The organism is Achromobacter colocynthidis, from assembly GCF_057334535.1.
Genome location: NZ_JBHFIZ010000028.1, coordinates 41,754 through 65,167 on the forward strand (window position 1 = coordinate 41,754; position 23,414 = coordinate 65,167).

21 protein-coding genes are annotated in these 23,414 nt (G+C 63.0%); 13 read left to right on the top strand and 8 right to left on the bottom strand.

Annotation, left to right across the window (positions count from 1 at the left end; translation table 11 throughout):
- From ACE04A_RS12105 to flhD, 6 genes are all read right to left on the bottom strand, one after another.
- Positions 1-515, bottom strand: a 515-nt coding sequence (locus ACE04A_RS12105; protein WP_485820151.1) for an Hpt domain-containing protein, incomplete at its 3' end; no start/stop codon positions are given.
- 30 nt (positions 516-545) lie between these two features.
- Positions 546-926, bottom strand: coding sequence for a response regulator (locus ACE04A_RS12110; protein ID WP_100855425.1), 381 nt, complete (start codon positions 924-926; stop codon positions 546-548).
- Positions 927-928: 2 nt separating this feature from the next.
- Positions 929-1,918, bottom strand: coding sequence for a flagellar motor protein MotB (motB, locus tag ACE04A_RS12115; protein ID WP_485820152.1), 990 nt, complete (start codon positions 1,916-1,918; stop codon positions 929-931).
- Between the two features lie 11 nt (positions 1,919-1,929).
- Positions 1,930-2,799: a flagellar motor stator protein MotA gene (gene motA, locus ACE04A_RS12120; RefSeq protein ID WP_046806435.1), complete on the bottom strand. Its 870-nt coding sequence runs from the start codon at positions 2,797-2,799 to the stop codon at positions 1,930-1,932.
- A 129-nt stretch (positions 2,800-2,928) separates the two neighbouring features.
- Positions 2,929-3,510 (bottom strand): flagellar transcriptional regulator FlhC, encoded by a 582-nt coding sequence (flhC, locus tag ACE04A_RS12125; RefSeq protein ID WP_111886197.1) that lies wholly within the window; start codon positions 3,508-3,510, stop codon positions 2,929-2,931.
- A 32-nt stretch (positions 3,511-3,542) separates the two neighbouring features.
- Entirely contained in the window at positions 3,543-3,866 is a 324-nt protein-coding gene (gene flhD / locus ACE04A_RS12130; protein ID WP_006219025.1) for a flagellar transcriptional regulator FlhD, read from the bottom strand.
- Between the two features lie 432 nt (positions 3,867-4,298).
- Between flhD and ACE04A_RS12135 the strand changes: the two genes are divergently transcribed.
- The 13 genes from ACE04A_RS12135 to ACE04A_RS12195 all read left to right on the top strand — a co-directional run bounded on the left by ACE04A_RS12135 (position 4,299) and on the right by ACE04A_RS12195 (position 19,786).
- Positions 4,299-5,054 (top strand): RNA polymerase sigma factor FliA, encoded by a 756-nt coding sequence (locus ACE04A_RS12135; protein ID WP_050448970.1) that lies wholly within the window; start codon positions 4,299-4,301, stop codon positions 5,052-5,054.
- Positions 5,055-5,205: 151 nt separating this feature from the next.
- Positions 5,206-6,810 (top strand): methyltransferase regulatory domain-containing protein, encoded by a 1,605-nt coding sequence (locus ACE04A_RS12140; RefSeq protein WP_448715657.1) that lies wholly within the window; start codon positions 5,206-5,208, stop codon positions 6,808-6,810.
- Between the two features lie 239 nt (positions 6,811-7,049).
- Positions 7,050-8,738, top strand: a complete 1,689-nt coding sequence (locus tag ACE04A_RS12145; protein ID WP_485820153.1) for a flagellin N-terminal helical domain-containing protein — start codon at positions 7,050-7,052, stop codon at positions 8,736-8,738.
- 258 nt (positions 8,739-8,996) lie between these two features.
- Positions 8,997-12,425 (top strand): O-linked N-acetylglucosamine transferase family protein, encoded by a 3,429-nt coding sequence (locus tag ACE04A_RS12150; protein ID WP_485820154.1) that lies wholly within the window; start codon positions 8,997-8,999, stop codon positions 12,423-12,425.
- Positions 12,422-13,192 (top strand): glucose-1-phosphate cytidylyltransferase, encoded by a 771-nt coding sequence (rfbF, locus tag ACE04A_RS12155; RefSeq protein WP_485820155.1) that lies wholly within the window; start codon positions 12,422-12,424, stop codon positions 13,190-13,192. The genes ACE04A_RS12150 and rfbF overlap by 4 nt, the downstream gene beginning before the upstream one ends.
- Positions 13,177-14,247: a CDP-glucose 4,6-dehydratase gene (rfbG, locus tag ACE04A_RS12160; RefSeq protein WP_485820156.1), complete on the top strand. Its 1,071-nt coding sequence runs from the start codon at positions 13,177-13,179 to the stop codon at positions 14,245-14,247. Before rfbF ends, rfbG begins: the two co-directional genes overlap by 16 nt.
- Entirely contained in the window at positions 14,244-14,801 is a 558-nt protein-coding gene (locus ACE04A_RS12165; RefSeq protein ID WP_448715652.1) for a dTDP-4-dehydrorhamnose 3,5-epimerase family protein, read from the top strand. The genes rfbG and ACE04A_RS12165 overlap by 4 nt, the downstream gene beginning before the upstream one ends.
- Positions 14,798-16,039, top strand: coding sequence for a methyltransferase domain-containing protein (locus ACE04A_RS12170; protein WP_448715651.1), 1,242 nt, complete (start codon positions 14,798-14,800; stop codon positions 16,037-16,039). Before ACE04A_RS12165 ends, ACE04A_RS12170 begins: the two co-directional genes overlap by 4 nt.
- Positions 16,039-16,866, top strand: coding sequence for an NAD-dependent epimerase/dehydratase family protein (locus ACE04A_RS12175; protein WP_438858538.1), 828 nt, complete (start codon positions 16,039-16,041; stop codon positions 16,864-16,866). The genes ACE04A_RS12170 and ACE04A_RS12175 overlap by 1 nt, the downstream gene beginning before the upstream one ends.
- On the top strand, positions 16,867-17,622 hold the full coding sequence (locus tag ACE04A_RS12180; protein ID WP_259248575.1) for a cephalosporin hydroxylase family protein: 756 nt from the start codon (positions 16,867-16,869) through the stop codon (positions 17,620-17,622). It abuts the gene before it with no gap.
- Positions 17,623-17,638: 16 nt separating this feature from the next.
- Entirely contained in the window at positions 17,639-18,139 is a 501-nt protein-coding gene (locus ACE04A_RS12185; protein ID WP_259248578.1) for an acyltransferase, read from the top strand.
- 274 nt (positions 18,140-18,413) lie between these two features.
- The gene (locus ACE04A_RS12190; RefSeq protein ID WP_448715649.1) at positions 18,414-19,385 is read left to right on the top strand and encodes a hypothetical protein; all 972 of its coding nucleotides are present in this window, start codon (positions 18,414-18,416) and stop codon (positions 19,383-19,385) included.
- Positions 19,386-19,594: 209 nt separating this feature from the next.
- Positions 19,595-19,786, top strand: a complete 192-nt coding sequence (locus tag ACE04A_RS12195) for a putative motility protein (protein ID WP_100855408.1) — start codon at positions 19,595-19,597, stop codon at positions 19,784-19,786.
- A 135-nt stretch (positions 19,787-19,921) separates the two neighbouring features.
- On the opposite strand, the gene lpdA is transcribed toward ACE04A_RS12195, so the two are convergent.
- Together lpdA and aceF are read right to left on the bottom strand one after the other, a co-directional pair.
- A complete protein-coding gene (lpdA, locus tag ACE04A_RS12200; RefSeq protein WP_448715648.1) occupies positions 19,922-21,718 on the bottom strand; it encodes a dihydrolipoyl dehydrogenase in 1,797 nt (598 codons plus the stop codon).
- Between the two features lie 12 nt (positions 21,719-21,730).
- Positions 21,731-23,407: a dihydrolipoyllysine-residue acetyltransferase gene (gene aceF / locus ACE04A_RS12205; protein ID WP_485820157.1), complete on the bottom strand. Its 1,677-nt coding sequence runs from the start codon at positions 23,405-23,407 to the stop codon at positions 21,731-21,733.
- Positions 23,408-23,414 lie beyond the last annotated feature (7 nt).

A 23,414-nucleotide genomic window follows, 5' to 3' on the forward strand; every position in this document is an offset into this window, starting at 1 on the left:
GCCGCCGGCGCTACGGGTTCGGGCGCGGGGGCCGGAGGAGCCACGACGGGCGCGGGAGCCGGAGCGGCCGCCACGGGAGCAGGCGCCGGCGCGGCCACGGCCGCGGCGGGATCCTGATGCTCCAGCGCCAACTGCCTCAAGACGGCGCAGATACGCTCAAACACGGCTTCATCGGGCTCTTCGGAGGCCCGATAGGCATCCAGTTGGCTTTTGAGCACGTCTTTCGTTTCCAAGAAAATATCAATCATGTCCGTACGCAGCGCCATTTCGCCACGGCGGATTGCGTCCAGAAGGTTTTCAAGCAGGTGGGTGGTACCCGCCAACTGCGTAAAACAGCCGAATGTCGCCGCGCCGCCCTTGATGGAGTGGGCCGCGCGGAAGATGGCATTGAGCTGTTCGATGTCGGGAGAACCCACGTCGAGTTCAAGCAGCAGCTGCTCCATCTGCGCGAGCAGCTCGTCCGCCTCATCGAAAAAGGTCTCGTAAAACTGACTGAGGTCCAAACCAGAACTCATGACCCGTACGCCTTCATAAATGAACCTGCTTTACGCGCCGGCCTGCTCATCGAGCAGCTCGGTCGCCAATTCCACCAGCACATCGGGGTCGACCGGCTTGGACAGCCAGCCACAAACGCCCAGATCCCGAGCGGCCATTTTGCTATCCACATCGTCTTCGGTGGTCAGCACCAGCACCGGCACATCCAGGTACTGGTCCAGTTCACGCAGGCCCTGGATCAGCTCCAGCCCGCCCTTGACGGGCATGTTCCAGTCGCTGACCACCAGGTCCACCGGGTGGCTCTTGGCCACATCCAGCGCTTCCTGACCGTTGCCGGCCGTCAGCACTTTCCATCCCGCGCCCGTCAGCGTCGCCTGGACGATCATTCGCATCGTCGCCGAATCGTCCGCCACCAGAATCGTTGCCGCCATTGCTATCGAACCCCCTGAACCGGCGGCGCATTCGCCGCTTCGCCTTGATTGGTTGCCGTCGCGGCCTGGACGGCGGCTTGCGCCGCCTCCACGGCCGTCCCCACCTCGCGGGCATCCTTGGCGCTGATGTCCGCCGCGGCGGCGTTCTCGCTTTCGATGCGCTTCTGGGTGTTCATATTGAGCACCACGAGGCTGATACGTCTATTAACGGCTGCATACGGATCATCTTTAACCAGACTCATGCTGGAAGACAGACCCTGGATGCGCATGACCTTGCTTTCGTTCATGCCGCCGGCCACCAATTCCTGGCGCGAGGCATTGGCGCGGTCCGCCGACAATTCCCAGTTGCTATAGGCACGTTCGCCCCGCGCATACTGCGAGGCGTCGGTGTGGCCCGAGATGCTGACCTTGTTGGGCAGCTCATTCAGCACCGGCCCCAGCTCGCGCAGAATGTCGCGCATGTACGGCTGCACTTCGGCGCGGCCGGTCGCGAACATGGGGCGGTTCTGGTTGTCGATGATCTGAATGCGCAGGCCTTCCGTCGTCAGGTCGATCAGCAGTTGCGGCCTGAAGCTTTTCAGGACGGGGCTGGTCTCGATGACGTTCTCAAGGCGCTTTTTCAGGTTTTCCAGGCGGTGCTGCTCGCGCCGTTCGGCGTCGCCCATGGGCTGGGATTCAACCCGGTTGCCCTGGCCTTTGCGAACATCGCCCTCGCTGCGCAAGGGGGCGCGCCCGCCGCCCGGCACCGCGCTGGTCTCGGCCGAGCTGCTGGGCCCGCCCGTGATCGCCACGCGCAAGGGCATGCGGAAATATTCCGCGATGCCCTTGAGTTCTTCGCGTGGCACGATGCTGATCAGCCACAGCACCAGAAAGAACGCCATCATCGCGGTGATGAAGTCGGCGTAGGCGATTTTCCAGCTTCCGCCGTGGTGTCCGCCGCCCTTGACCTTCTTGCGGCGGATCACCACACGGTGGTTGTTTACCGTGCTCATGGCCCGCTCCGTCAGGCCTTGCCGGTCGACTTGGTTTGCCGGACATGCTCTTCCAGCTCACCAAAAGTCGGACGCACTGACGAGAACAGCACCTTGCGGCCAAATTCCACCGCCAGTTGGGGCGGGTAGCCGTTCATGCTGGCCAGCAAGGTGGTCTTGATGCACTCCAGCACTTTCATGGCTTCATCGTTGCGGCGCTCAACCCGCGAGGCCAGCGGCCCCACGAAGCCATACGCCAGCAAAATCCCCAGGAACGTACCGACCATGGCCTTGGAGATCAGGTCACCCAGAATGGCGGGCGGCTGGTCCACGGCGGCCAGCGCCTTGATCACGCCCAGCACCGCGGCCACGATACCGAAAGCCGGCAGACCGTCGGCCATCTGCTGCAGCGCATGCGCGGGCACTTCCCGTTCATGGCGATAGGTCTCGATTTCCTCGTCCATGAGCGTTTCGATTTCAAACGAGCTCATGTTGCCGCTGATCATGATGCGCAGGTAGTCCGTAATGAACTCCATGAGCTTCGCGTCTTTGGCGATGCGGGGATATTCGCTGAAGATCGGGCTGGACGCCGGGTCTTCAATATGCGATTCGATGGCCATCAGGCCTTCACGACGCGCCTTGTTCAGCAACACATACAAGAGAGCCATCAGCTCCATGTACACGTCTTTGCTGTAGCGCGAACTTTTCAGCGCGTCGGGCAGCGCCTTCTTCACCAGCATCAGCGACTTTTTGCTGTTGCCGGCCAGAAAAGCCCCAAAGGCCGCACCAAAGATCAGCGTCAGCTCGAAGGGCTGGTAAAGCGCGCCCAAGTGGCCGCCCAGCGCTATGAAGCTGCCGACGACCGACACGATCACCACGAGAAAACCGATAACAATCAACACATCAGGCCCCTGCCAACGAAGTCTAAAACTAGCGTCAATGATCCCCTGTTCCCCCCGACCCAAAAAGGCGGGTTACGGGGAGTTTTCCAGGGCTTTTGATGTATTTGGACGCAAACTGCGCCGGTCCGGTCAGGGACGGGCGTCGCCGAAGAGAGGCGCGGGACGGGTGCCGGCGCGCGCTTTGGCCGCTGCGCGCGTCTTGCCGGCGCGAGGAGGCGGACGGCAGATGGCGCACACAAAATCCGATTGCGGATCGTGGGCGTGGGCAATGAAATGGCCGCCGCACTGGCGGCAAGCGGACAGTTGCAACATGCCGCTATCAAAGAAACGCACGAGCATCCAGGCGCGGGTGAAGCTCAGCACCGGCTCGGTGCTTTCGGCCGTATCCAGGCCGGCGTTTTCCAGGTACAGGCGATAGGCGTCGATGGTGGCGCGTATGCCCTTGCTGCTGGTGCGCGCGTTCAGGAACGAATACACGTTATAGAACAGCGACGAATGGATGTTCGGCAGCCAGGTCATGAACCAGTCAACCGAGAACGGCAGCATGCCTTTGGGTGGCGAGCAACCGCGAATTTCACGATACAAGCGTGCGAGGCGGTCGTGGCTGAGGCTGGTTTCCGCCTCAAGGACCTGTAACCGGGCTCCCAAAGTAATCATGGAGCTGGCAAGCAGGATGTCGTCCGCTTCCTGAGATACGCTTTTGGAGGCCATTACACGGGTCCGAGTGGGTGGTGAAGCGGCGGTCAGGCCAGTTCTTCTACAGGTTGCTTGGCCAACAGGATCGTAGCGTGGGCTTGTTGCAGCGCACCACCCAGCACGTCATGGGTCAGCGCGGACAGCAGGCTGTAATCATCAAAGCGGAAGCGGCACAGCAGCGAGCTGGAGCTGGCCAGCTTCACCAATTGCGCCGGCGACAAGCGCATCAGGATGTCGGCAACTTCGTTGCTGAATCCCAAACGGAACATTGATGCTGCGTAGTCATCACGCAACATACGTTGCGCAAGTAACAGATATGACAGATTCACTTCGCGAATGTCTGCCAGCAATGAATTTTCGACTTGTTGCACGCCCTACTCCCTATCCCAAATCCCACCCACGGGGGCTCTATGACCAAAAGCACCGGCGCCTTAAGAGCGCCTGAATGCTGCTGCATCCTGTTTTAATGCGAAATGTATCATTTGTTCGCAATTTAAGTAAAATTTACCACAGGTGATGTCATTTTCTATGACTTATATGACAAATCTTTGTTGATATTGCGCAACCTGTGAGTTTAGATACACATTGACATAGAAACTCGTGACGAATTTACGTCAATTTGGCAAATAAGCATTCAAAACATTGCGTACTTCCGCGAATGAAATGTTGTGTAGTGCCGACAATGACACCTTGCCGATCACTCAATCCTGGTCGCTTTAGCGCAGCCGCGCGTTTGTCGACAATGTCGCAAATTGACAACGTCCGACGATGCGTCACGATGGACACAGCCTGACATTCCCGCAATGCCCCACGCAGATGACAGCTTGGTCGAATATGCCCCGCTAGTGCGGAAGCTGGCCCTGCAATTGCTCGCCCGGCTACCCGCCAGTGTTGAGCTCGACGACCTGATACAGGCCGGCATGATCGGCCTGCTTGACGCCGTAAGGCGCTATCAGGAAACCGCAGACGCCCAATTCGAGACCTACGCCACGACCCGTATCCGTGGCGCGATGCTGGACGAGCTACGCGGCCAGGACTGGCTGCCGCGCAGCGTCCGCACCAAGGCGCGCAAGATCGAACAAGCCATCCAGCAGCTTGAACAACGCCTGATGCGCGCGCCCTCGGAAGCCGAGATCGCCGCCCAGCTTGAAATGCCGATCGGCGAATACCAATCCCTGCTGCACGACGCGCAAGGCGTGCAGATCGTGCATTACGAAGACTTCACCACCGAACCCGACTCCGCCTCCGGCCAATCCGACTGGACCGCCACGCTTAACCACGGCTCGGCCGGTGGGAACCCGCTGGATGCGTTACTGGCTGGTGATTTCCGCCAGGCGCTGGTGCAGGCGATTGATGCCTTGCCTGATCGGGAGAAGTTGTTGCTGTCGCTGTGTTACGAGCAGGGGCTGAACTTGAAAGAAATCGGCGCCATCATGAATGTGACCGAGGCACGGGTGTGCCAGTTACGGTCGCAGGCGACGGCGCGGATCCGGGCGAAGTTGAAAGAGATGGCCTGGCAGGAACTGCCGCTGGAAGGGCAGATCGCGCAGATTATTTGATGGGGCGATTTCGCGACAGGAAATTCCCCCGCAAATCCATCGCTGTTCCGCCCATATAGCCGAACGCCACGCTGATAGCCTTTCGCACAGCATCCCAATCCGCAAGCAATCGCGTTCAAACCACGCGCCGCCCCTTCCCTGGAATTCCGCAATGACCGCAGCCGATCATTTGACTCAGGCCATCTCCGACGCCTACGACGAAACCCCCTATATCTCGAACGCGTTCGCGTACACGTCGCCGGGCAACCTGCGTGCAGTGGCAAGCCTTTATGGCTTGGCCGCGCCCGCGCTTGATACCGCACGGGTACTGGAACTAGGCTGCGCAGCGGGTGGGAACCTGCTTCCCTTCGCGCTGGCCCACCCCAACGCTCGCGTCGTCGGCATAGACTTGGCGCCGCAACAAATCGAAGCCGGCCAGCAGGTTGCCGAAAAAACCGGCGCCCGCAATCTGGACCTGCGCGCCATGAGCGTGACCGACGTCACCGCTGAATTCGGCGTGTTCGACTACATCATCTGCCACGGCGTGTTCAGCTGGGTGCCGCCCGAAGTCCGCGACGCCATCCTGCGCATCTGCCGCGAGAACCTGGCGCCCGAAGGTGTTGCCTACGTCAGTTACAACACCTACCCCGGATGGAAAGCCGCGGACGTAGTCCGCGATGCCATGATCCTGAACAGCTTTGGCGCGCAAACCGCACAAGAGAAGCTGGCCAGCGCCAAAGAGATGCTGGACCTGTTGGAAAACGGCTTGTGGCATAACAATCCGCTGCAGTCGGCCCTGCAAGGCGCGGCGCACAAACTGCGCGGACAGTCCGACCACTACCTGCTGCACGAATACCTGGAAGCAATCAATACGCCTTGCTACTTCCTTGAATTCGCAGCTGCCGCCCAGCAGGCCGGGCTGGCGTATATGACGGACGCCGAACCGCATCTGACCTTCGCTTCCACCTACGGCAGCAAGGTCGCGCTGGGACTGAACGGCTTGTCGGCCAAGGGCAACCGCGAAATGCGCGAGCAGTATCTGGATTTCGCCGTGGGCCGCTCTTTCCGCAAAAGCCTGCTGGTGCATGGCGAACGCGCGGAAAAAATGCTTGAGCAGCCCGAGGGTACGGCGTTCAAGGCCATGCACTTCGCCACGCGGCTTGACGCCGCAGCCCCCTCGCCTGGCGCCTCGGCGGAACATCGCCACTACCTGACCCCCAACGGCGCGACCCTCAGCAGCAAAGACCCGGCCATGCTCGGCATGATCGACGCGATGAACAAGGCATGGCCGCGCTCGCTGCCGTTTGACGCCCTGTTGGACATAGCGCAACCCCACCATTCCGGGGTGCAAGGCGACGACCTGGCCAACGCGGTCTATATGAACCTGATCACGCTGGTGCAATCCAGCGCAGTGCATTTCCGCACGGAACCATCGCCCTACCTGGTGCCCGACACCAAGCCCGCTTTGATCCCGGGTGCCCGCGAACTACTAGATGAAGTAACAAGCACGGCATGCCAAGTGGGTATGTACAACCTGTGGCACCAACCAGTGACGCCGCCTGCTGACGCATTGGGCCGATTCGTCGCCCTGCATATGGACGGCTCGCGCAGCGTGGCGGAGCTTCGCACCCTGACGCGCGACACCCTGACGTCCGGACGCACACCCCACCCCAACGGCCAGTCTTATAAGGGTGCGCGGAATCTGGAACCCGTGGCGCAGGAATTCCTGAATGCCTTGCTGGCCGAATTGCGTCGCACAGGCCTGCTGGTGAATTGACACTTACAACTTCCGCGGCCGGCGCCTTACGAGCAACCGCCGGGCAAGCGCCGCAGAACCGCCAGATAAAGCCAACATATTTACGATTGCCGAAAAAAAAGCCTAAAGATTGATTTGGGACTGCCGTAATCCTGACAACGGAGAAATTCGAAGACGCAAGAAAGCGAATTCTCCCGTTAACACGATGGGCGGCCCCGCTGCCCGGTTTGAAGAAGCCTTTCTCTCTTGGGAGCCTAAACATGGCTGCAGTCATTAACACCAACTACTTGTCGCTCGTTGCTCAGAACAACCTGAACAAGTCGCAATCGTCCCTGGGTACCGCCATCGAACGCCTGTCGTCGGGCCTGCGCATCAACAGCGCCAAGGACGACGCCGCCGGTATGGCCATTGCCAACCGCTTCACCGCGAACGTCAAGGGCCTGACCCAAGCCGCTCGTAACGCCAACGACGGTATCTCGCTGGCTCAGACGACGGAAGGCGCCGCCTCCGAAGTCAACACCCACCTGCAACGTGTTCGCGAACTGTCGGTGCAAGCCGCCAACGGCAGCTACTCGCAAGAACAGCTGAACTCGATGCAAGACGAAATCAACCAACGTCTGTCGGACATCGACCGTATCTCGGAACAAACCGACTTCAACGGCGTGAAGGTTCTGTCGGATTCGGCCAAGCCCCTGACGCTGCAAGTTGGCGCCAACGACGGCGAAACGATCACCCTGAACCTGTCGGAAATCAGCGTCAAGACGCTGGGTCTGGACGGCTTCAACGTCAACGGCTCGGGCGTGACCCAAAACCGTTCGGCCACCGTGTCCGACCTGCAAGCTGCCAGCGGCGTTGCCGCCGGTAACGACTGGACCGTCACCACCACGCACGCTGCTGCCACGGCTGACCAAACCTTCGCCAAGCTGGAAAACGGCAACACCGTCAGCGTTGGCGCTGGCGCCACCGGCGTGACCTACACGTACGACGCCGCCAACAAGAACTTCACGTTCACCGACAAGTCGGCTTCGAACGCTGGCGCCGTGACGACTCTGGCGACCTCGCTGCGCCCGGCTACCGGCACCACCACCGGCACCTACACGCACGCCAACGGTTCGTCGTCGACGTCGTTCCAAGTTGACGCTACGGGCAAGGTTACGGTCGGCGGCCAAGACGCCTTCCTGGATGCCGCCGGCAACCTGACCACCAACAGCGCCAGCGCAACTGCCGCTACGCTGGAAACCGTGATGACCGCCGCCTCGAACGGCACCGGCGCCGCCGGCAACTCGTCGGTGTCCATCGGTGGCAAGACGTACTCCAACACGGGTACGGCTGCTCAACTGTCCTTCACCAACACCATCGCTTCGGATGCGCTGTTGGCTGCGGTCAATTCCAACGCCACCGCCGGCGGCGTGGTCATCACGCTGGGTCAAGGCATCACCAGCGCCAGCGTCGCCTTCACCAGCGGCGATTCGACCAACACGTACGTTGACGACAAGGGCACGTTCACCACGACCAAGACGTACGACACGACCTACACCGTTGACCCCAACACGGGCAAGGCTACGGTCAAGAGCGGCACGGGCACGGGCGACTACGAAGCCAAGGTTGGTGCTGAAGCCAAGGTCAACAGCTCCGGCAAGCTGACCACGGAAGACACCAGCAAGGGCACGAAGACCACCGACCCGCTGAAGACGCTGGACGCTGCCTTCACCAAGCTGGACAAGCTGACCGGCGAACTGGGTGCTGTGCAGAACCGTCTGGAATCGACGATCTCGAACCTGAACAACGTGGTCAACAACCTGTCCAACGCTCGTTCGCGTATTCAAGACGCCGACTACGCCACTGAAGTGTCGAACATGTCCAAGGCTCAGATCCTGCAACAAGCTGGTACCTCGGTTCTGGCGCAAGCCAACCAAGTGCCGCAAACGGTTCTGTCGCTGCTGCGTTAATTCTCGGCAAAGACACGAACCCGCGGGGGAAACTTCGGTTTCCCCGGCTGGCGGCCAGTACCGGTCCTTCGCGCCGGGCCTGGCCATCTCAAGAAACCCGCTTTCAGCGGGTTTTTTTTCGTCTGTCGTGCAAGGCGGCCTCTTTCGGGAAAGTGGCGCGGAATTCCGACGCTGATTCACGGAATGAAGGACAGGGGCAGTTCGTAGAATCATCGAGACTCCACCCACAGGCCTAGCGCCTTCCCGTTACAAGCACTCATGTCGAATCCGGCCTATTTTCACCGCCAGGCGATCGCCGAACCGGGACTTCTTGCCCCCAGCCACTCTCCGGTGCACTTGCGGGCAACCGCCTATCTATATGGAGTGACCGCGCCAGCGCTGGAACGAGCGCGGGTGCTCAGCCTGGGCTGCGGCACCGGTGAAGGCCTGTTCCCCTTTGCCCTGGCCTACCCAGAGGCCCAGCTCATCGGCATTGACGCCTCGCAAGCCGCTATTGGGCAAGGCCAACAGATGGCGGCCTCGCTGGGTTTGACCAATGTCACGCTGCTGGCGCAGAGCTACGACAGCCTGGAGCCGGAACAGGGCCAGTTCGACTACATCATCGCGACGGGCCTCTACAGTTACCTGCCGCCCGAACATGCCCAAGCCTTGCTTGAGCGCTGTGGCCGGCTGCTGACGCCCAATGGCGTCCTGTACGTGGATTACCACGTCTACCCAGGCGGCAAGGCGCAGGAGATCGTTCGAGACGCCATCCTGTTGCACGGGCATGCCGCGCAGTCGCAAGAGCAACTTCGAAGCAGCGCAACCGCTGCACTGACGCTATTCACGGAAGGCGTCTCCGGCGCCAATCCGATGGCGAATCAGTTGGCCGTGGTTGCCGCGCAGGTCCAACGTGCCCTGGACGGGCAGGTTCAAGCCAGCGTTGACCCCTTCGCCTGCAACCCCTGCTACTTCATCGAGTTTGCCGGACGCGCCGCACAAGCGGGCCTGGGCTATGTGGGTGATGCCCAGGCGCTGGCGGAAATTCCGCTGCAAATGGGGCAGAACGTTTCATTGACGAATAGCCTGCTTACGATGGGGCAGCCCGCGACCGTCAAACAGCAATATCTGGACTTCGCGACGGGACGCGGATTCCGTCAAAGCCTATTCACCACGCAGGCAAACGCAGAACAAACCAAGCCGCGTCCCGATCTGGCCCGCATGAAAGACCTGCGCTGGGCCAGTGGCGCGCAACGTCTTGCCGCCAACGGCCAGGAGCAGGGAGCCACGTATGTGAACCACCTGGCCCGCGGCCTGGTGACCACCGAGCCGCACATGGTCAGGCTGTTGGATACGCTATGGCACGCCTGGCCCGGCTCCTTGCCCTACACGACGCTGGTCGCCGTGTTCATGCATGCGGAAGGACTGGACGACTCGGCAGCCCGCAAGCTGCTGGACAAATCACTGCTGACGTTGATGGAGCACGACCTCGTCCACTACTGCCTGGATGCCGGGCCGTACGATCGCGACGACGACGCGCCCACCCGTCCGCTGCCTTGCGTTGCGGTTTCGGCGCCCGCGCCGGGTCCGGTCCCGACGCCAACCTGCTTCAACCTGTGGCACGAGCCTGTAAAGCTTGTGTTGTCGGAAAACCAGCGCGAAATGGCCCGCCGCCTTGGCGAGGGACTGCCGTTGCTGCAGGTGAATACCGCCCCCGCTTCGATCGAAGAGGGAATCACCCAGGATACGTCGAGCCTGCTTGAATTCCTGGGCTTGCTCAAACGCTATGGGCTGTGTCAGGGTTCGGCGGCGTCATGGGCGTCCATGCTTGGTGAAGCCCTGTCCGCAAGCGGCGGCCAGGCGCAGTTCTTCGGACTGTATAGCGGCGCCTTGGCCCGCCAGTGCCTGAACCAACGGATACTGGCCGCCAATGCCATGCGAGGCGGGCTACCCTCCTCCGCCGAATCCATGGCGATGCGCATTCAGGACCTGCTGAACGAGCGCCAATTCGACAAGGCCGAGGCCTTGGCCCGGCAACTGGCCAGGACGGTGCCGGGCGCGTCCGCCGCGTGGGAGCCGCTGGCTGTCACGCTGTGCAATACCGGACGCTTCCAGGAGGCCCTCGCAGCCGCGTTGCAGATGCTGGACCTGGCGCCCGCCAGGGCTCAGTGCTACATCATCCTGGCATCTTGCCTTACCGCTTTGATGCGGACGTCTGAAGCGATTGGCACCGCGCGCCGCGCGGTGGAGCTTGCCCCCAAGGATGCGAATGCCCACGGCGTGCTGGGCGACGCGCTATGCGCCGAGCTGCGCTACAAAGAGGCGCAGGCAAGCTGCCTGACCGCCTTGGCCTTGGACCCCCTGCAGGAAAAGGCCAGGACCAACCTCAGCAAAATCCTCATGGACCGGGGCGACGCCGAAGGCGCGGTCGCCGCCGCAAGGGCCGCGGTATCCATTGCCCCCAAGGCGCTTATTCCCCACAACAACCTGCTGTTTGCCCTGAACTATTCGCCGAGCGCCAGCGCCGAAGAGGTCTTCGAGGCATACCGTCAATACAATCGCACGCACTGCGAAGCGCTGCGCGCGACGTGGCAGGCGCACACGAATAAGCGCGATACGCGCCGCCGCATCCGCGTGGCCTACGTCTCGCCGGATTTTCGCCAGCATTCGGGCAATTACTTTATCGAGCCCCTGCTGGCCAACCATGATCGCGAGGCCTTCGAACTCTGCGCCTATGCCGAATTCGTGGCGAAAGACGCGGTCACCGCGCGCTTTGAACGCTACTTCGATCAGTGGACCCCAACCGCCGGCATGAGCGACAGCGCGCTGGCGGAGCGCATCCGCGCCGACGGCATCGACATACTTATCGATGTTGCCGGCCACACCGGCGGCAACCGCCTGGGCGTGTTCGCCCGCAAGCCGGCGCCGGTTTCGCTGACCTGGCTTGGCTTCGGCTATACAACCGGCCTGAATGCCATCGACTACATCATGAGCGATGAAGTCATGGCGCCCACCGGCTCCGAAGCCTTGTTCTCGGAAAAGCCCTGGCGCCTGGCCGACACCAATTTCGTCTATCGCGCGGGTACAACGATGGGCGACTGCGGCGAGCTTCCCGCGCTGAAGAACGGCTACATCACGCTGGGCAGCCTGACGCGCGCGATCCGCATGAACGACAAGGTGGTACGCGTGTGGTCGGATATTCTTCGCCGCCTGCCCAATGCCCGCCTGGTGGTCAACAGCAACAGCTATCGCGACGGCCCCATGCGTGAAGAGCTGGCCGGCCGCTTCATGGCGCAAGGCATCGAGCGTGAACGGCTGCTGATCGGCTGGGAATCGCCCCCCTGGAATGTCCTGCGCAACATGGACATCGGCCTGGACTGCTTCCCGCACAACTCGGGCGTCACGCTGGTGGAAACGCTCTATATGGGTGTGCCCTACGTCACGCTGGCCAGCCGCCCCAGCGTTGGCCGCATCGGCAGTTCCGTCCTGAACGGCATCGGCCGCCCGGAATGGATCGCCCAGACCGAAGAGGAATACATCCAGAAGGTCGTGGCCCTGGCCAACGACTTGCCGACGCTGGCCCGTACCCGTGCCGGCCTGCGCGCTGAAATGCACGCGAGCCCCTTGATGGACGAACCCGCCTTCGCCCGCAAGTTCGAAACCGCCCTGCGCGGCATGTTCAACACCTGGTGCGAATCCCAAGCATGAAAGCCATCATTCTTGCCGGGGGCCTGGGCACCCGGATCTCTGAAGAAACCCACACGCGCCCCAAGCCGATGATCGAGATCGGCGGGCGGCCCATTCTGTGGCACATCATGAAGACCTATTCCGCCCACGGCGTGAACGACTTCGTGATCTGCTGCGGCTACAAGGGCTACATGATCAAGGAGTACTTCGCCAACTACTTCCTGCACATGTCGGATGTGACCTTCGACATGGCCGACAACCGCATGGAAGTGCACCAGCGCAAAGCCGAACCCTGGCGCGTGACGTTGGTGGACACCGGTGAAACCACCATGACCGGCGGCCGCCTGAAGCGTGTGGCCGACTACGTGAAGGAAGACGAGGCGTTCTGCTTCACCTATGGCGACGGTGTGGCCGACATCGACATCAGCGCCCTGATTGCGTTTCATCGCAAGCACGGCAAGGCGGCCACGGTCACCGCCGTGCAGCCGCCCGGACGCTATGGTGCGTTGCGCCGCGACGGCGACCGCGTAACCGGCTTTACCGAAAAGCCGCGCGGCGATGGCGGCCTGATCAACGGCGGCTTTTTCGTGCTGTCGCCTAGCGTGCTGTCCCTGATCGATGACGACGACACGACCTGGGAAGCCGGCCCGCTGGAGTCGCTGAGCCGCGACGGCCAGTTGCATGCCTTCGAACACCTGGGCTTTTGGCAGCCGATGGACACGCTGCGTGAAAAGAACCTGCTGGAATCGCTGTGGAGCACGGGCAAGGCGCCATGGAAAGTCTGGTGATCCCCAGCGCCGCGTTCTGGCGCGGCAAGCGTGTTTTGCTGACCGGGCATACCGGCTTCAAGGGAAGCTGGCTTGCCCTGTGGCTGCATCGCCTTGGCGCGCAGGTTACCGGTATCGCCCTGCCCCCCGCCAGCGAGCCCAGCCTGTATCAAGCCGCCCGCGTTGGCGACCTGATCAAAAGCTGCTATTGCGATATCCGCGACGCCGCCGCGCTGCGTGAACACGTCGTGGCCGCCCAGCCCGAGATCGTGCTGCACCTGGCCGCGCAGGCCTTGGTGCGGCCCAGCTACGCGCAGCCGGTGGACACGTTCGCCACCAACATCATGGGTACGGCGCATCTGCTCGATGCGCTGCGCGCCACGCCGTCCGCGCGCGTGGCGGTCATGGTCACGACCGACAAGGTCTACCGCAACAACGAATGGCCCTACCCGTACCGCGAAAGCGACACGCTGGGCGGGCACGATCCCTACAGCGCCAGCAAGGCGGCCAGCGAACTGGTCATCGCGTCGTACCGCGATGCGTTCCTGCAAGCGCAAGGCGTCGCGATTGCCACAGCGCGCGCCGGTAACGTCATTGGCGGCGGGGACTGGTCAGTGGACCGATTGCTGCCGGACGCTGTGCGCGCCTGGCAACGCGACGGCGAGCTACATGTGCGGCGGCCGGATTCCGTGCGGCCATGGCAGCATGTGCTGGAACCCCTGGCGGGATACCTGACGCTGGCCCAAGCCTTGTGGGCCGACTCGGCCTTGGCGGATGCCTACAATTTTGGCCCCGACGCTGCCGAGGCTGCGGCGGTTCGTACCGTGGTGGACCTGGCGCAAGACGCCTATGGCCGCGGGCGCACGCGCTATGCCGAGCACATCGACGGCCCGCACGAAGCCGGCCTGCTGACGCTGGACACCGCCAAGGCGCGCGCCGCCTTGCAGATCACACCGCGCTGGCCACTGGCACAGGCGGTAACGCGCAGCATGGACTGGTATCGCCGCTTTGACGCGGGCGAAGATGCCCGCGCGCTGTGCAACGCCGACATCGATTTGTACGAGGCCCAACCATGAGCCTGGACATCCTGGACACGCCGCTGGCCGGCCTGAAGATCGTGCAACGCCATCCCCGTGGCGACGCGCGCGGCTTTCTGGCCCGCCTGTTTGATGGCGCCGACCTGCGCGCCTGCGGCTGGGCCGGGGCCATGGAACAGGTCAACCACACCCACACCGCCCAGGCCGGCACCGTTCGCGGCATGCACTACCAGTTGCCGCCCCATGCCGAGATCAAGCTTGTCAGTTGCATCCGTGGCGCCGTCTGGGATGTTGCCGTGGATGTGCGCCAGGGGTCTCCCACCTTTCTTCAATGGCATGCCGAACGCCTGTCCGCCGACAACGGCCGCGCGCTGTTGATCCCTGAAGGCTTCGCTCACGGTTTTCAAACCCTGACCGACGACGTCGACATGCTCTATTGCCATTCCGCGCCGTATGCGCCCCAGTCCGAAGCCGGCCTGCATTTCCAGGACGCCCGGCTGGGCATCGCCTGGCCCCTTCCCCTTACCCAAGTGTCCGAGCGTGATCAGCAACACCCCCGCCTGGACACTGCATTTCCGGGAGTCGCACTGTGAAGTGCCGTCATTGCCAGGCTGAATTGCGCCTGCCCTTCCTGGACCTGGGCCACGCGCCCCCGTCCAACGCCTACCTGAGCGCCACCGCCCTGCGCGGCCCCGAGACCTGGTTTCCGCTGCGCATCCTGGTGTGTGAAACGTGCTGGCTGGTCCAGACCGAAGACCACGCCGGCCGCGAAGCGCTGTTCACCGACGACTATGCCTACTTCAGCTCGTTCTCGTCTTCCTGGCTGGCGCATTCCCGCCGCTATGTGGACGAGATGATCGGCCGCTTCGGCCTGAACGCCGGCAGCATGGTCACCGAAATCGCCGCCAACGATGGCTACCTGCTGCAGTACGTGCAGGCGGCCGGTATCCCCTGCTATGGCGTCGAACCCACCGCCAGCACCGCGCAAGCCGCCCGCGAGCGCGGCATCGACATCGTGCAACGATTCTTTGGCGTGGAACTTGGCGACGAATTGGCCGAACAGGGCCGCGCGGCGGACTTGATAGCCGCCAACAATGTGCTGGCGCACGTGCCGGACATCAATGATTTCGTCTCTGGCTTTGCGGCGCTGCTCAAGCCCCAGGGCGTTGCCACGTTCGAATTCCCGCACTTGCTGCGCATGGTGCAGGAAAGCCAGTTCGATACCGCTTACCACGAGCATTACTCGTACCTGTCGCTGACCGCCGTGTCGCGGATCTTTGCCGCCAACGGGCTGGCGGTGTTCGACGTAGAGCCTCTTTCCACCCACGGCGGCAGCCTGCGCGTCTTTGCGCAACGCCTGGATACCGGCAAGCATGACGTGACCGCCGAGGTGGCGCGCACGCTGGCCGAAGAGCAGCAAGCCGGCATGACCAGCCCCGCGTTCTATTCACGGTTCCAGGAACAGGCCGAGCGGGTCAAGAACGACCTGCTGGCCTTCCTGGTGGAACTGCGCCGCAGCGGCAAACGCATCGCCGCGTATGGCGCGGCCGCCAAAGGCAACACGCTGCTGAATTTCGCCGGCGTGCGCCCTGACCTGCTTGCCTACGTCGTGGACCTGAACCCCGCCAAACAGGACAAGTACCTGCCCGGCAGCCACATTCCCATCGTCGCGGAAGCCACGCTTCGGGAAGACAAGCCCGAGTACATCCTGATCCTGCCCTGGAACTTGAAGACCGAGGTGTCGGCGCAACTGGACTACGCGCGCCGTGAATGGCACGCCAAGCTGGTTACCGCCATCCCGTCCCTGTCCATCGAGAGCGCGGCGCAGTAATGAGCAAGCAGCCGGTCACGGTGTTGGGCGCCACGGGCTTCATCGGCCGGCACCTGGTCGCGCGCCTGCGCGCCGACGGTACGCCTTGCCAGGCGCCGCCTCGCCATGACCCTGGCTTGCTGACGCGCCCCTTGGGTCACGTCATCTACGCCATCGGCCTGACCTCGGATTTCCGCAGCCGGCCTTTGGACACCGTGGAGGCGCACGTATGCCTGCTGCGCAGCCTGCTTGCGGCCGGCAACTTCGACAGCTTGACCTACCTATCCAGCACGCGGGTCTACGCGGGCTCTGCCGATACGCGCGAAAGCGCAACGCTTGCCGTCAACCCGAATGACCCGAGCGACCTCTACAACCTGTCCAAGCTGATGGGTGAATCGCTGTGCCTGCATGGTGGCCGCAGCGGCGCCAAAGTGGCGCGCCTGTCCAATATCGTGGGCCTGCGCGATACGCCCGACAGCTTTATCGACCAATTGCTGGAAGAAGGCGCGCGCGGCAACGGCATTACGCTGCGCACCTCGCTTTCTTCGCGCAAAGACTATCTCTACATCGACGACGCGGTGTCGCAAATACTGGCTATTGCGCAATCAGAAGACGCCAGCGGCATCTTCAACGTGGCGCATGGCGCAAGCGTCGACAACCGCGAGGTTGCCCACTGGTTGCAACAGGCACTGGGTTACCGCTGCAACGTGGCGCCCGGTTCGCCTGAATGGGCCTTTGCCGATGTGGACGTAAGCCGCATCCAGGCGCTTTGCGGCGTTGCGCCGCGCGCCTTCTCCGACTATTTCCCGAATTTTCTGGCGCAGTACCGCCTGCACAAAGGAATCTGAATGTCCTACCTTGAAACCACGCCCGACGCGCACCCCGAATACCGCCAGGAAAAGCAGGCCCGCATTGCCGGCTTCGCCACCGACCAGGAATTCCGCGAGCTGTCCATTGCGTGGCGCCAAATGGCGCTGGAACGCAAGTACATGAACAACTTCTCGTGGGCCGGGCGTCCGCTGATCCAACTGCCCATGGACGCCATGGCCATGCAAGAGCTGATCTGGGCCGTAAAGCCGGACCTGATCATCGAAACCGGCATTGCGCACGGCGGCTCGTTGATGCTGTCGGCGTCCATGCTGCAATTGCTGGGCGCGGGCGAAGTGGTGGGCGTGGACATCGAGATCCGCGAGCACAACCGCAAGGCGATTGAAGCGCACCCGCTGGCGCAGCGCATCCACTTGATCGAAGGCTCCAGCATTGATCCCGCGACCATCGCGCAAGTGCGCGCGCATGCCGAGGGCAAGAAGAACATCATGGTCTGCCTGGATTCGAACCACACGCACGACCACGTACTGGCGGAACTGAATGCCTACGCCGATCTGGTCAGCGTCGGCAGCTACTGCGTGGTCTTCGACACCTTCGTGGAAGACATGCCCGCCGACTACGAATGGCCGGGCCGTCACTGGGGCAAGGGCAACAACCCCAAGACCGCCGTGTGGGAATGGATCAAGCAGCACCCCGAGTTCGAAATCGACCGCTCGGTGGAAGACCGCCTGCTGGTCACGTCCGCGCCGGACGGCTTCCTGCGCCGCAAGGCCTGACGAGCCAGGCGGCATTGTGATTCTGATCGATCCCACCGCGCGCGTGTCGCCGCTTGCCGACATCGAGGATTCCACGCGCGGCACGCGCATCGTGGTCGGCCCCAGGGCCGTGGTGGATTCCTTCGTCAAGATCAAGCCAGCGGGCGGATCGGGCGATGTGGAGATCGGGCCGGAATGCGTCATCAATTCCGGCTGCGTGCTCTACACCGGCAACGGCATCCGCATGGGCGCGCGGGTGGCTGTTGCGGCGAACTGCACGTTCGCTCCCGCCAACCACGAGTTCCGTCGCCGTGACTTGCCGATCCGTGAACAGGGGTTTCGCCCCAGCAAGGGCGGCATCGTGATTGAAGACGACGTCTGGATCGGCGCCAACTGCGTCTTGTTGGACGGGGCGATTCTGCGCGAGGGCTGCGTGATTGCGGCGGGCACGATTGTGCGCGGCGAAGTCGCGGCATTCTCGATACAGGGCGGTAACCCGATGACGGTGCTGGGCTGGCGCGAAGATAGCGGCGCTTGAAGAGGCGTGGCGGCGTAGTGCGGCCAATCTCCTCTTCGCTCCTGGCGACCCAGGAGGCCACATGCACCGTCCCCTCGGTCCACGCGGTCCCCTAGGTTCGCTCCGCTCTTGGGGCCACGCCGCGCTCCGACGGGCCCGGCCGCCCTCATCCAACCCGCCGCCACGCCCAATCCTCACCAAACCGCACTTTTTCCACGCTATTCCCCTTTTGAGGTCCTTGCCGCTTCCTTCATAATTGCCGTCGCACCACTTTGTATCTATATTTTTCAGCCCCATGACCGCCACGCCACCCGATCCTTTCGCTACGCAGCATGACAGCACGACGGATCCTGATGCCACGGCACCGGTCGATGATGCGCAGACTCGGCGTCTGCGTGAAGAGAACCGCGCGTTGCGCGAATTGCTGGCCGCCCAGGTGCAGGCCATTGCACCGCCGCCGCCCCCACAGCCCGAGCCGAGCTGTATACGCCGCATCGGCTGGGCGCTTATTTCCGCGCCAGGCGCCGCGCTGGTTGGCTGGCGCGCCTTGTTGGGCCGTGACGATGACGCGCCGATTACCGGACGCCGGGTCGGTTCCGCGACCTTGACCGTGCTGTACACCTTGGCCATCTATGCCGCGCTGGTGCTGCTTGTGGTGTCGTGGAACGCGCCGAACAACGGCATTACTGGCCCTGACGCGACGCCTGCTAGTTCGGGCCGCGTGCCGCTGACACGTTTGCCGCTACAGCCCGCCGATGGCTCCCCCAGCGATTGGGAAACGGCGGGGTCAACGCCTGTGCCGGCCCCAAACTTGCAGCGCGCGCCGTCTTCAGACCGGATGCCTGCCGAGGTAACGCCTGTGCCGCATGAGGAACCGTCGTCGAGCGAAGCGCTAAACGGAGCGGCAAACGGGGCGACAAATGGGGCGGCTAACGAAGCGACAAATAGCGCATCAGATAGCGCACCGAATAGCGCACCGAGCAGCGCATCAAACGAAGCGTCAATCGCGGCGTCAGCGGCGGCATCCAACACCACGCCAAGCGGCGCATCACCCGCGACATCATCCGCGCCGAAGTCCACGCTGCGCATCACCGAGATTCCGGCTGTTAACCCCTTGGCCTGGGTTGACACCTTGCAGGGCGAATTGGCGCGTTGCGCTGAGCTGGGCTTTTTTGAACGGCCGGATTGCGCCTGGGAAGCACGCAGGCAGTTTTGCGAGCCGAACCAGGGCTGGGGCGTCGTCAAAGAATGCCCTGCTCAGCCCTGACTTTGATCAGCCTGGGTTTGTTATCCCTACCTTGATCAAGGATGCAATCACGCCCCCCCACGCTGTCACATCCCAGCCACGCAAAACACCGACAATTCTTTGCACCAAAACCGCAAACCTGCGTAATAATGCGACATGTTTCTTTTGGCCAGGCCGCGTCGGCTTAGCCGTCTTGCCTGCCACACGCTTTCCTCTACAAGGACACAACCATGGATTCCATCAGCAACACCGTCAACACCGCGCTGGCTTTGAAGGACGCGAATGTGGTCCAGGAAGTGCAGGCCACCGTGCTCAAGAAGGCGCTGAACGCGCAAGCCGATACGGTCGCAACGTTGATGCAATCCGTGGCGCCGATGGCGATTGATAGCACGCTGGGTTCGCGCATCAATACCCAGGCCTGACGCGCACGCGTTCAGTCCCACGGCGCCGCCCACCTACGCGGCCAGCCGATAAAAAAAGCGCCGGACCCTGAACAGGGTCGGCGCGTTTTGTTTGCCGTTGCGTAACGTGAGGCGGCCAAGCCGCCCCATCGGCAATTACTTCTTCTTCATCGGCGGCAAATCGGTGCAGACGCCTTCGGCGACTTCGGCTGCCATGCCCACCGATTCACCCAGCGTCGGGTGCGGGTGGATGGTCTTGGCGATGTCGACCACGTCGGCGCCCATTTCCACGGCCAGGGCCAGTTCGCTGATCAGGTCGCCAGCGTGGGTGCCCACGATGCTGCCGCCCAGGATGCGATGCGTCTCCGCGTCGAAAATCAGCTTGGTGAAGCCTTCGTCGCGACCGTTGGCGATGGCGCGGCCGGAGGCTGCCCACGGGAATACGCCCTTCTCGATCTTGATGCCTTGCTTCTTGGCTTCGTCTTCGGTCAGGCCCACCCATGCCACTTCCGGATCGGTGTAGGCCACCGACGGAATGACGCGCGCGTCAAAGAACGACTTCTGGCCGGCGGCGGCTTCCGCTGCCACGTGGCCTTCGTGCACGGCCTTGTGCGCCAGCATCGGCTGGCCGACGATGTCGCCAATGGCGTAGATGTGCGGCACGTTGGTGCGCATTTGGCGATCGACCTCGATGAAACCGCGGTCGGTCACGGCAATGCCCGCCTTGTCGGCGCCGATCTTCTTGCCGTTGGGGCTGCGGCCCACGGCTTGCAGAACCAGGTCGTAGCGTTGCGGTTCCTTGGGCGCGCCCTCGCCTTCGAAGGTGACGTAGATGCCGTCTTTCTTGGCTTCGGCGCCCACGGTCTTCGTCTTCAACATGATGTTGTCGAAGCGGTAGGCGTTTTTCTTCTGCCAGACCTTGACCAGGTCGCGGTCGGCGCCTTGCATCAGGCCGTCCAGCATTTCCACGACGTCCAGGCGTGCGCCCAGCGTGGAGTACACCGTGCCCATTTCCAGGCCGATGATGCCGCCGCCCACGATCAACATCTTCTTGGGCACTTCACGCAGCAGCAGCGCGCCGGTGGAGTCGACGACGCGGTCGTCCTTGGGCATGAAGGGCAGCTTCACCGACTGGCTGCCGGCGGCGATGATGGCTTGCTTGAAGCGCAGCGTCTGCGTCTTGCCGTCGGCGGACGTCACGGTCAGGTGGTAGGGGTCGGCGAATTCGCCGACGCCCGTCACCACGGTGACCTTGCGAGCCTTGGCCATGCCGGCCAGGCCGCCGGTCAGCTTGGCGACCACGCTGTCCTTGTAGCCGCGCAGCTTGTCCAGATCGATCTTGGGCTCGCCAAAGCTGATGCCGTGGGCCGCCAGCTCGCGGGCTTCGTCGATGACGGCGGCGTTGTGCAAGAGCGCCTTGGACGGAATGCAGCCCACGTTCAGGCAGACGCCGCCCAGCGTGGCGTAGCGTTCGACCAGGACCACGGACAGGCCGAGGTCGGCAGCGCGGAAGGCGGCGGAATAGCCGCCGGGGCCCGCGCCCAGCACCAGCATGTCGTATTCACCGTCGGCCGAACCCTTGAAGCTGGACGCGGCGGGTGCGGCAGCCTTGGCGGCCGGAGCCGCAGCGGCTTCGGCCTTCTTGGGGGCTTCAGCAGCTTTGGGGGCATCTTTCGCCGGGGCTTCCTTGGCGGCCGGCGCGGCGGCGGCATCAGATGCCTCCACTTCCAGCACGACCGCGCCTTCGGCAACCTTGTCGCCGACCTTGACCGCGATGGACTTCACCACGCCGCCTTGCGACGCGGGGATTTCCATCGAGGCCTTGTCGGATTCGACGGTGATCAGGCTTTGTTCGGCCTTGATCGTGTCGCCCACGGCGACCAGCACTTCAATGACTTCCACTTCCTTGAAGTCACCGATGTCCGGCACTTTGATTTGAACGGTATTGCTCATAGGGCTCCCCGTTTACAGCGCGATGCGGCGGAAGTCGGCCAGCAAGGCGCCCAGATAGGCGTTGAAGCGGGCAGCGGAGGCGCCATCGATGACGCGGTGGTCATACGACAGCGACAGCGGCACCATCAGGCGCGGCACGAACTGCTTGCCGTCCCAGACGGGCTTGTGCGCGGAACGCGACACGCCCAGGATGGCCACTTCGGGCGCGTTGATGATCGGCGTGAAGGACGTGCCGCCGATACCGCCCAGGGACGAGATCGAGAAGCAGCCGCCCTGCATGTCTGCGGGCGAGATCTTGCCGTCGCGCGCCTTCTTGGACAGGTCCGTCATTTCTTGCGCGAGCTGCAGAATGCCCTTCTTGTCGGCATCGCGGATCACCGGCACCACCAGCCCGTTGGGCGTGTCGGCGGCAAAACCGATGTGGTAGTACTGCTTCAACACCAGGTTGTCGCCGTCCAGCGAGGCGTTGAACTCGGGGAATTTCTTCAAGGCGGCGACCACGGCCTTGATCAGGAAAGCCAGCATCGTGACCTTGATGCCCGACTTCTCGTTTTCCTTGTTCAGCGTGACACGCAGCGCTTCCAGGTCGGTGATGTCCGCTTCGTCGTTGTTGGTGACGTGCGGGATCATGACCCAGTTGCGGTGCAGGTTCGCGCCGGAAATCTTCTTGATGCGCGACAGCGGCTTGGCTTCGATCGGGCCGAACTTGGTGAAGTCGACCTTGGGCCACGGCAACAGGCCCAACGCGGCGCCATCGGCCGAACCACCGGCAGCGGCGGTTGCGGGGCCGGCGGCCAGCGCTTGCTTGACGAAACCGCGCACGTCGTCGGCGGTGATGCGTTCCTTGGGACCCGAACCCTTGACCTTGCTGAGGTTCACGCCCAGTTCGCGGGCGAACTTGCGCACCGACGGGGAAGCGTGCGGCAGTTGGCCGGGCTTCAGGTTGGGGTCTTCCAGCACGGCGGCGGGTGCCGGGCGCGAAGCGGGTGCGGCGGCCGGTGCGTCAGCCTTGGACTCTGCTTTCGCTTCGGTCTTGGCTTCGGCCTGGGCTTCCGGCTTGGCTTCAGCCTTGGCAGCAGGCGCAGCGCCGGCGTCGCCTTCAACGACGACCACGACCGAACCCTTGGCGACCTTGTCGCCAACCTTGACCTTCACTTCCTTGACCACGCCGCCTTGCGACGCCGGGATCTCCATCGAGGCCTTGTCGGACTCCACGGTGATCAGGCTTTGCTCGGCCTTGATGGTGTCGCCCACTGCGACCATCACTTCGATGACTTCCACTTCCTTGAAGTCGCCAATGTCCGGCACTTCGATTTCCACCGGACCGCTGGCAGCGGGCGCGGCGGCTTCCGCCTTGGCGGCGGGGGCAGCGGCAGCAGCCTGCTTCGGCGCTTCCTTGGCGGCGGCCTTGGGGGCCTCTTCCTTGGCGGCCGGGGCGGCGTCCGAGGCTTCGGCTTCCACTTCCAGCACGACCGCGCCTTCGGCGACCTTGTCGCCGACCTTCACGGTGATGGACTTCACCACGCCGCCTTGCGACGCGGGGATTTCCATCGAGGCCTTGTCGGATTCCACGGTGATCAGGCTTTGTTCGGCCTTGATCGTGTCGCCCACCGCCACCAACACCTCAATGACTTCCACTTCCTTGAAGTCGCCGATGTCGGGAACCTTGATTTGCACGATGTTGCTCATGTCTCTT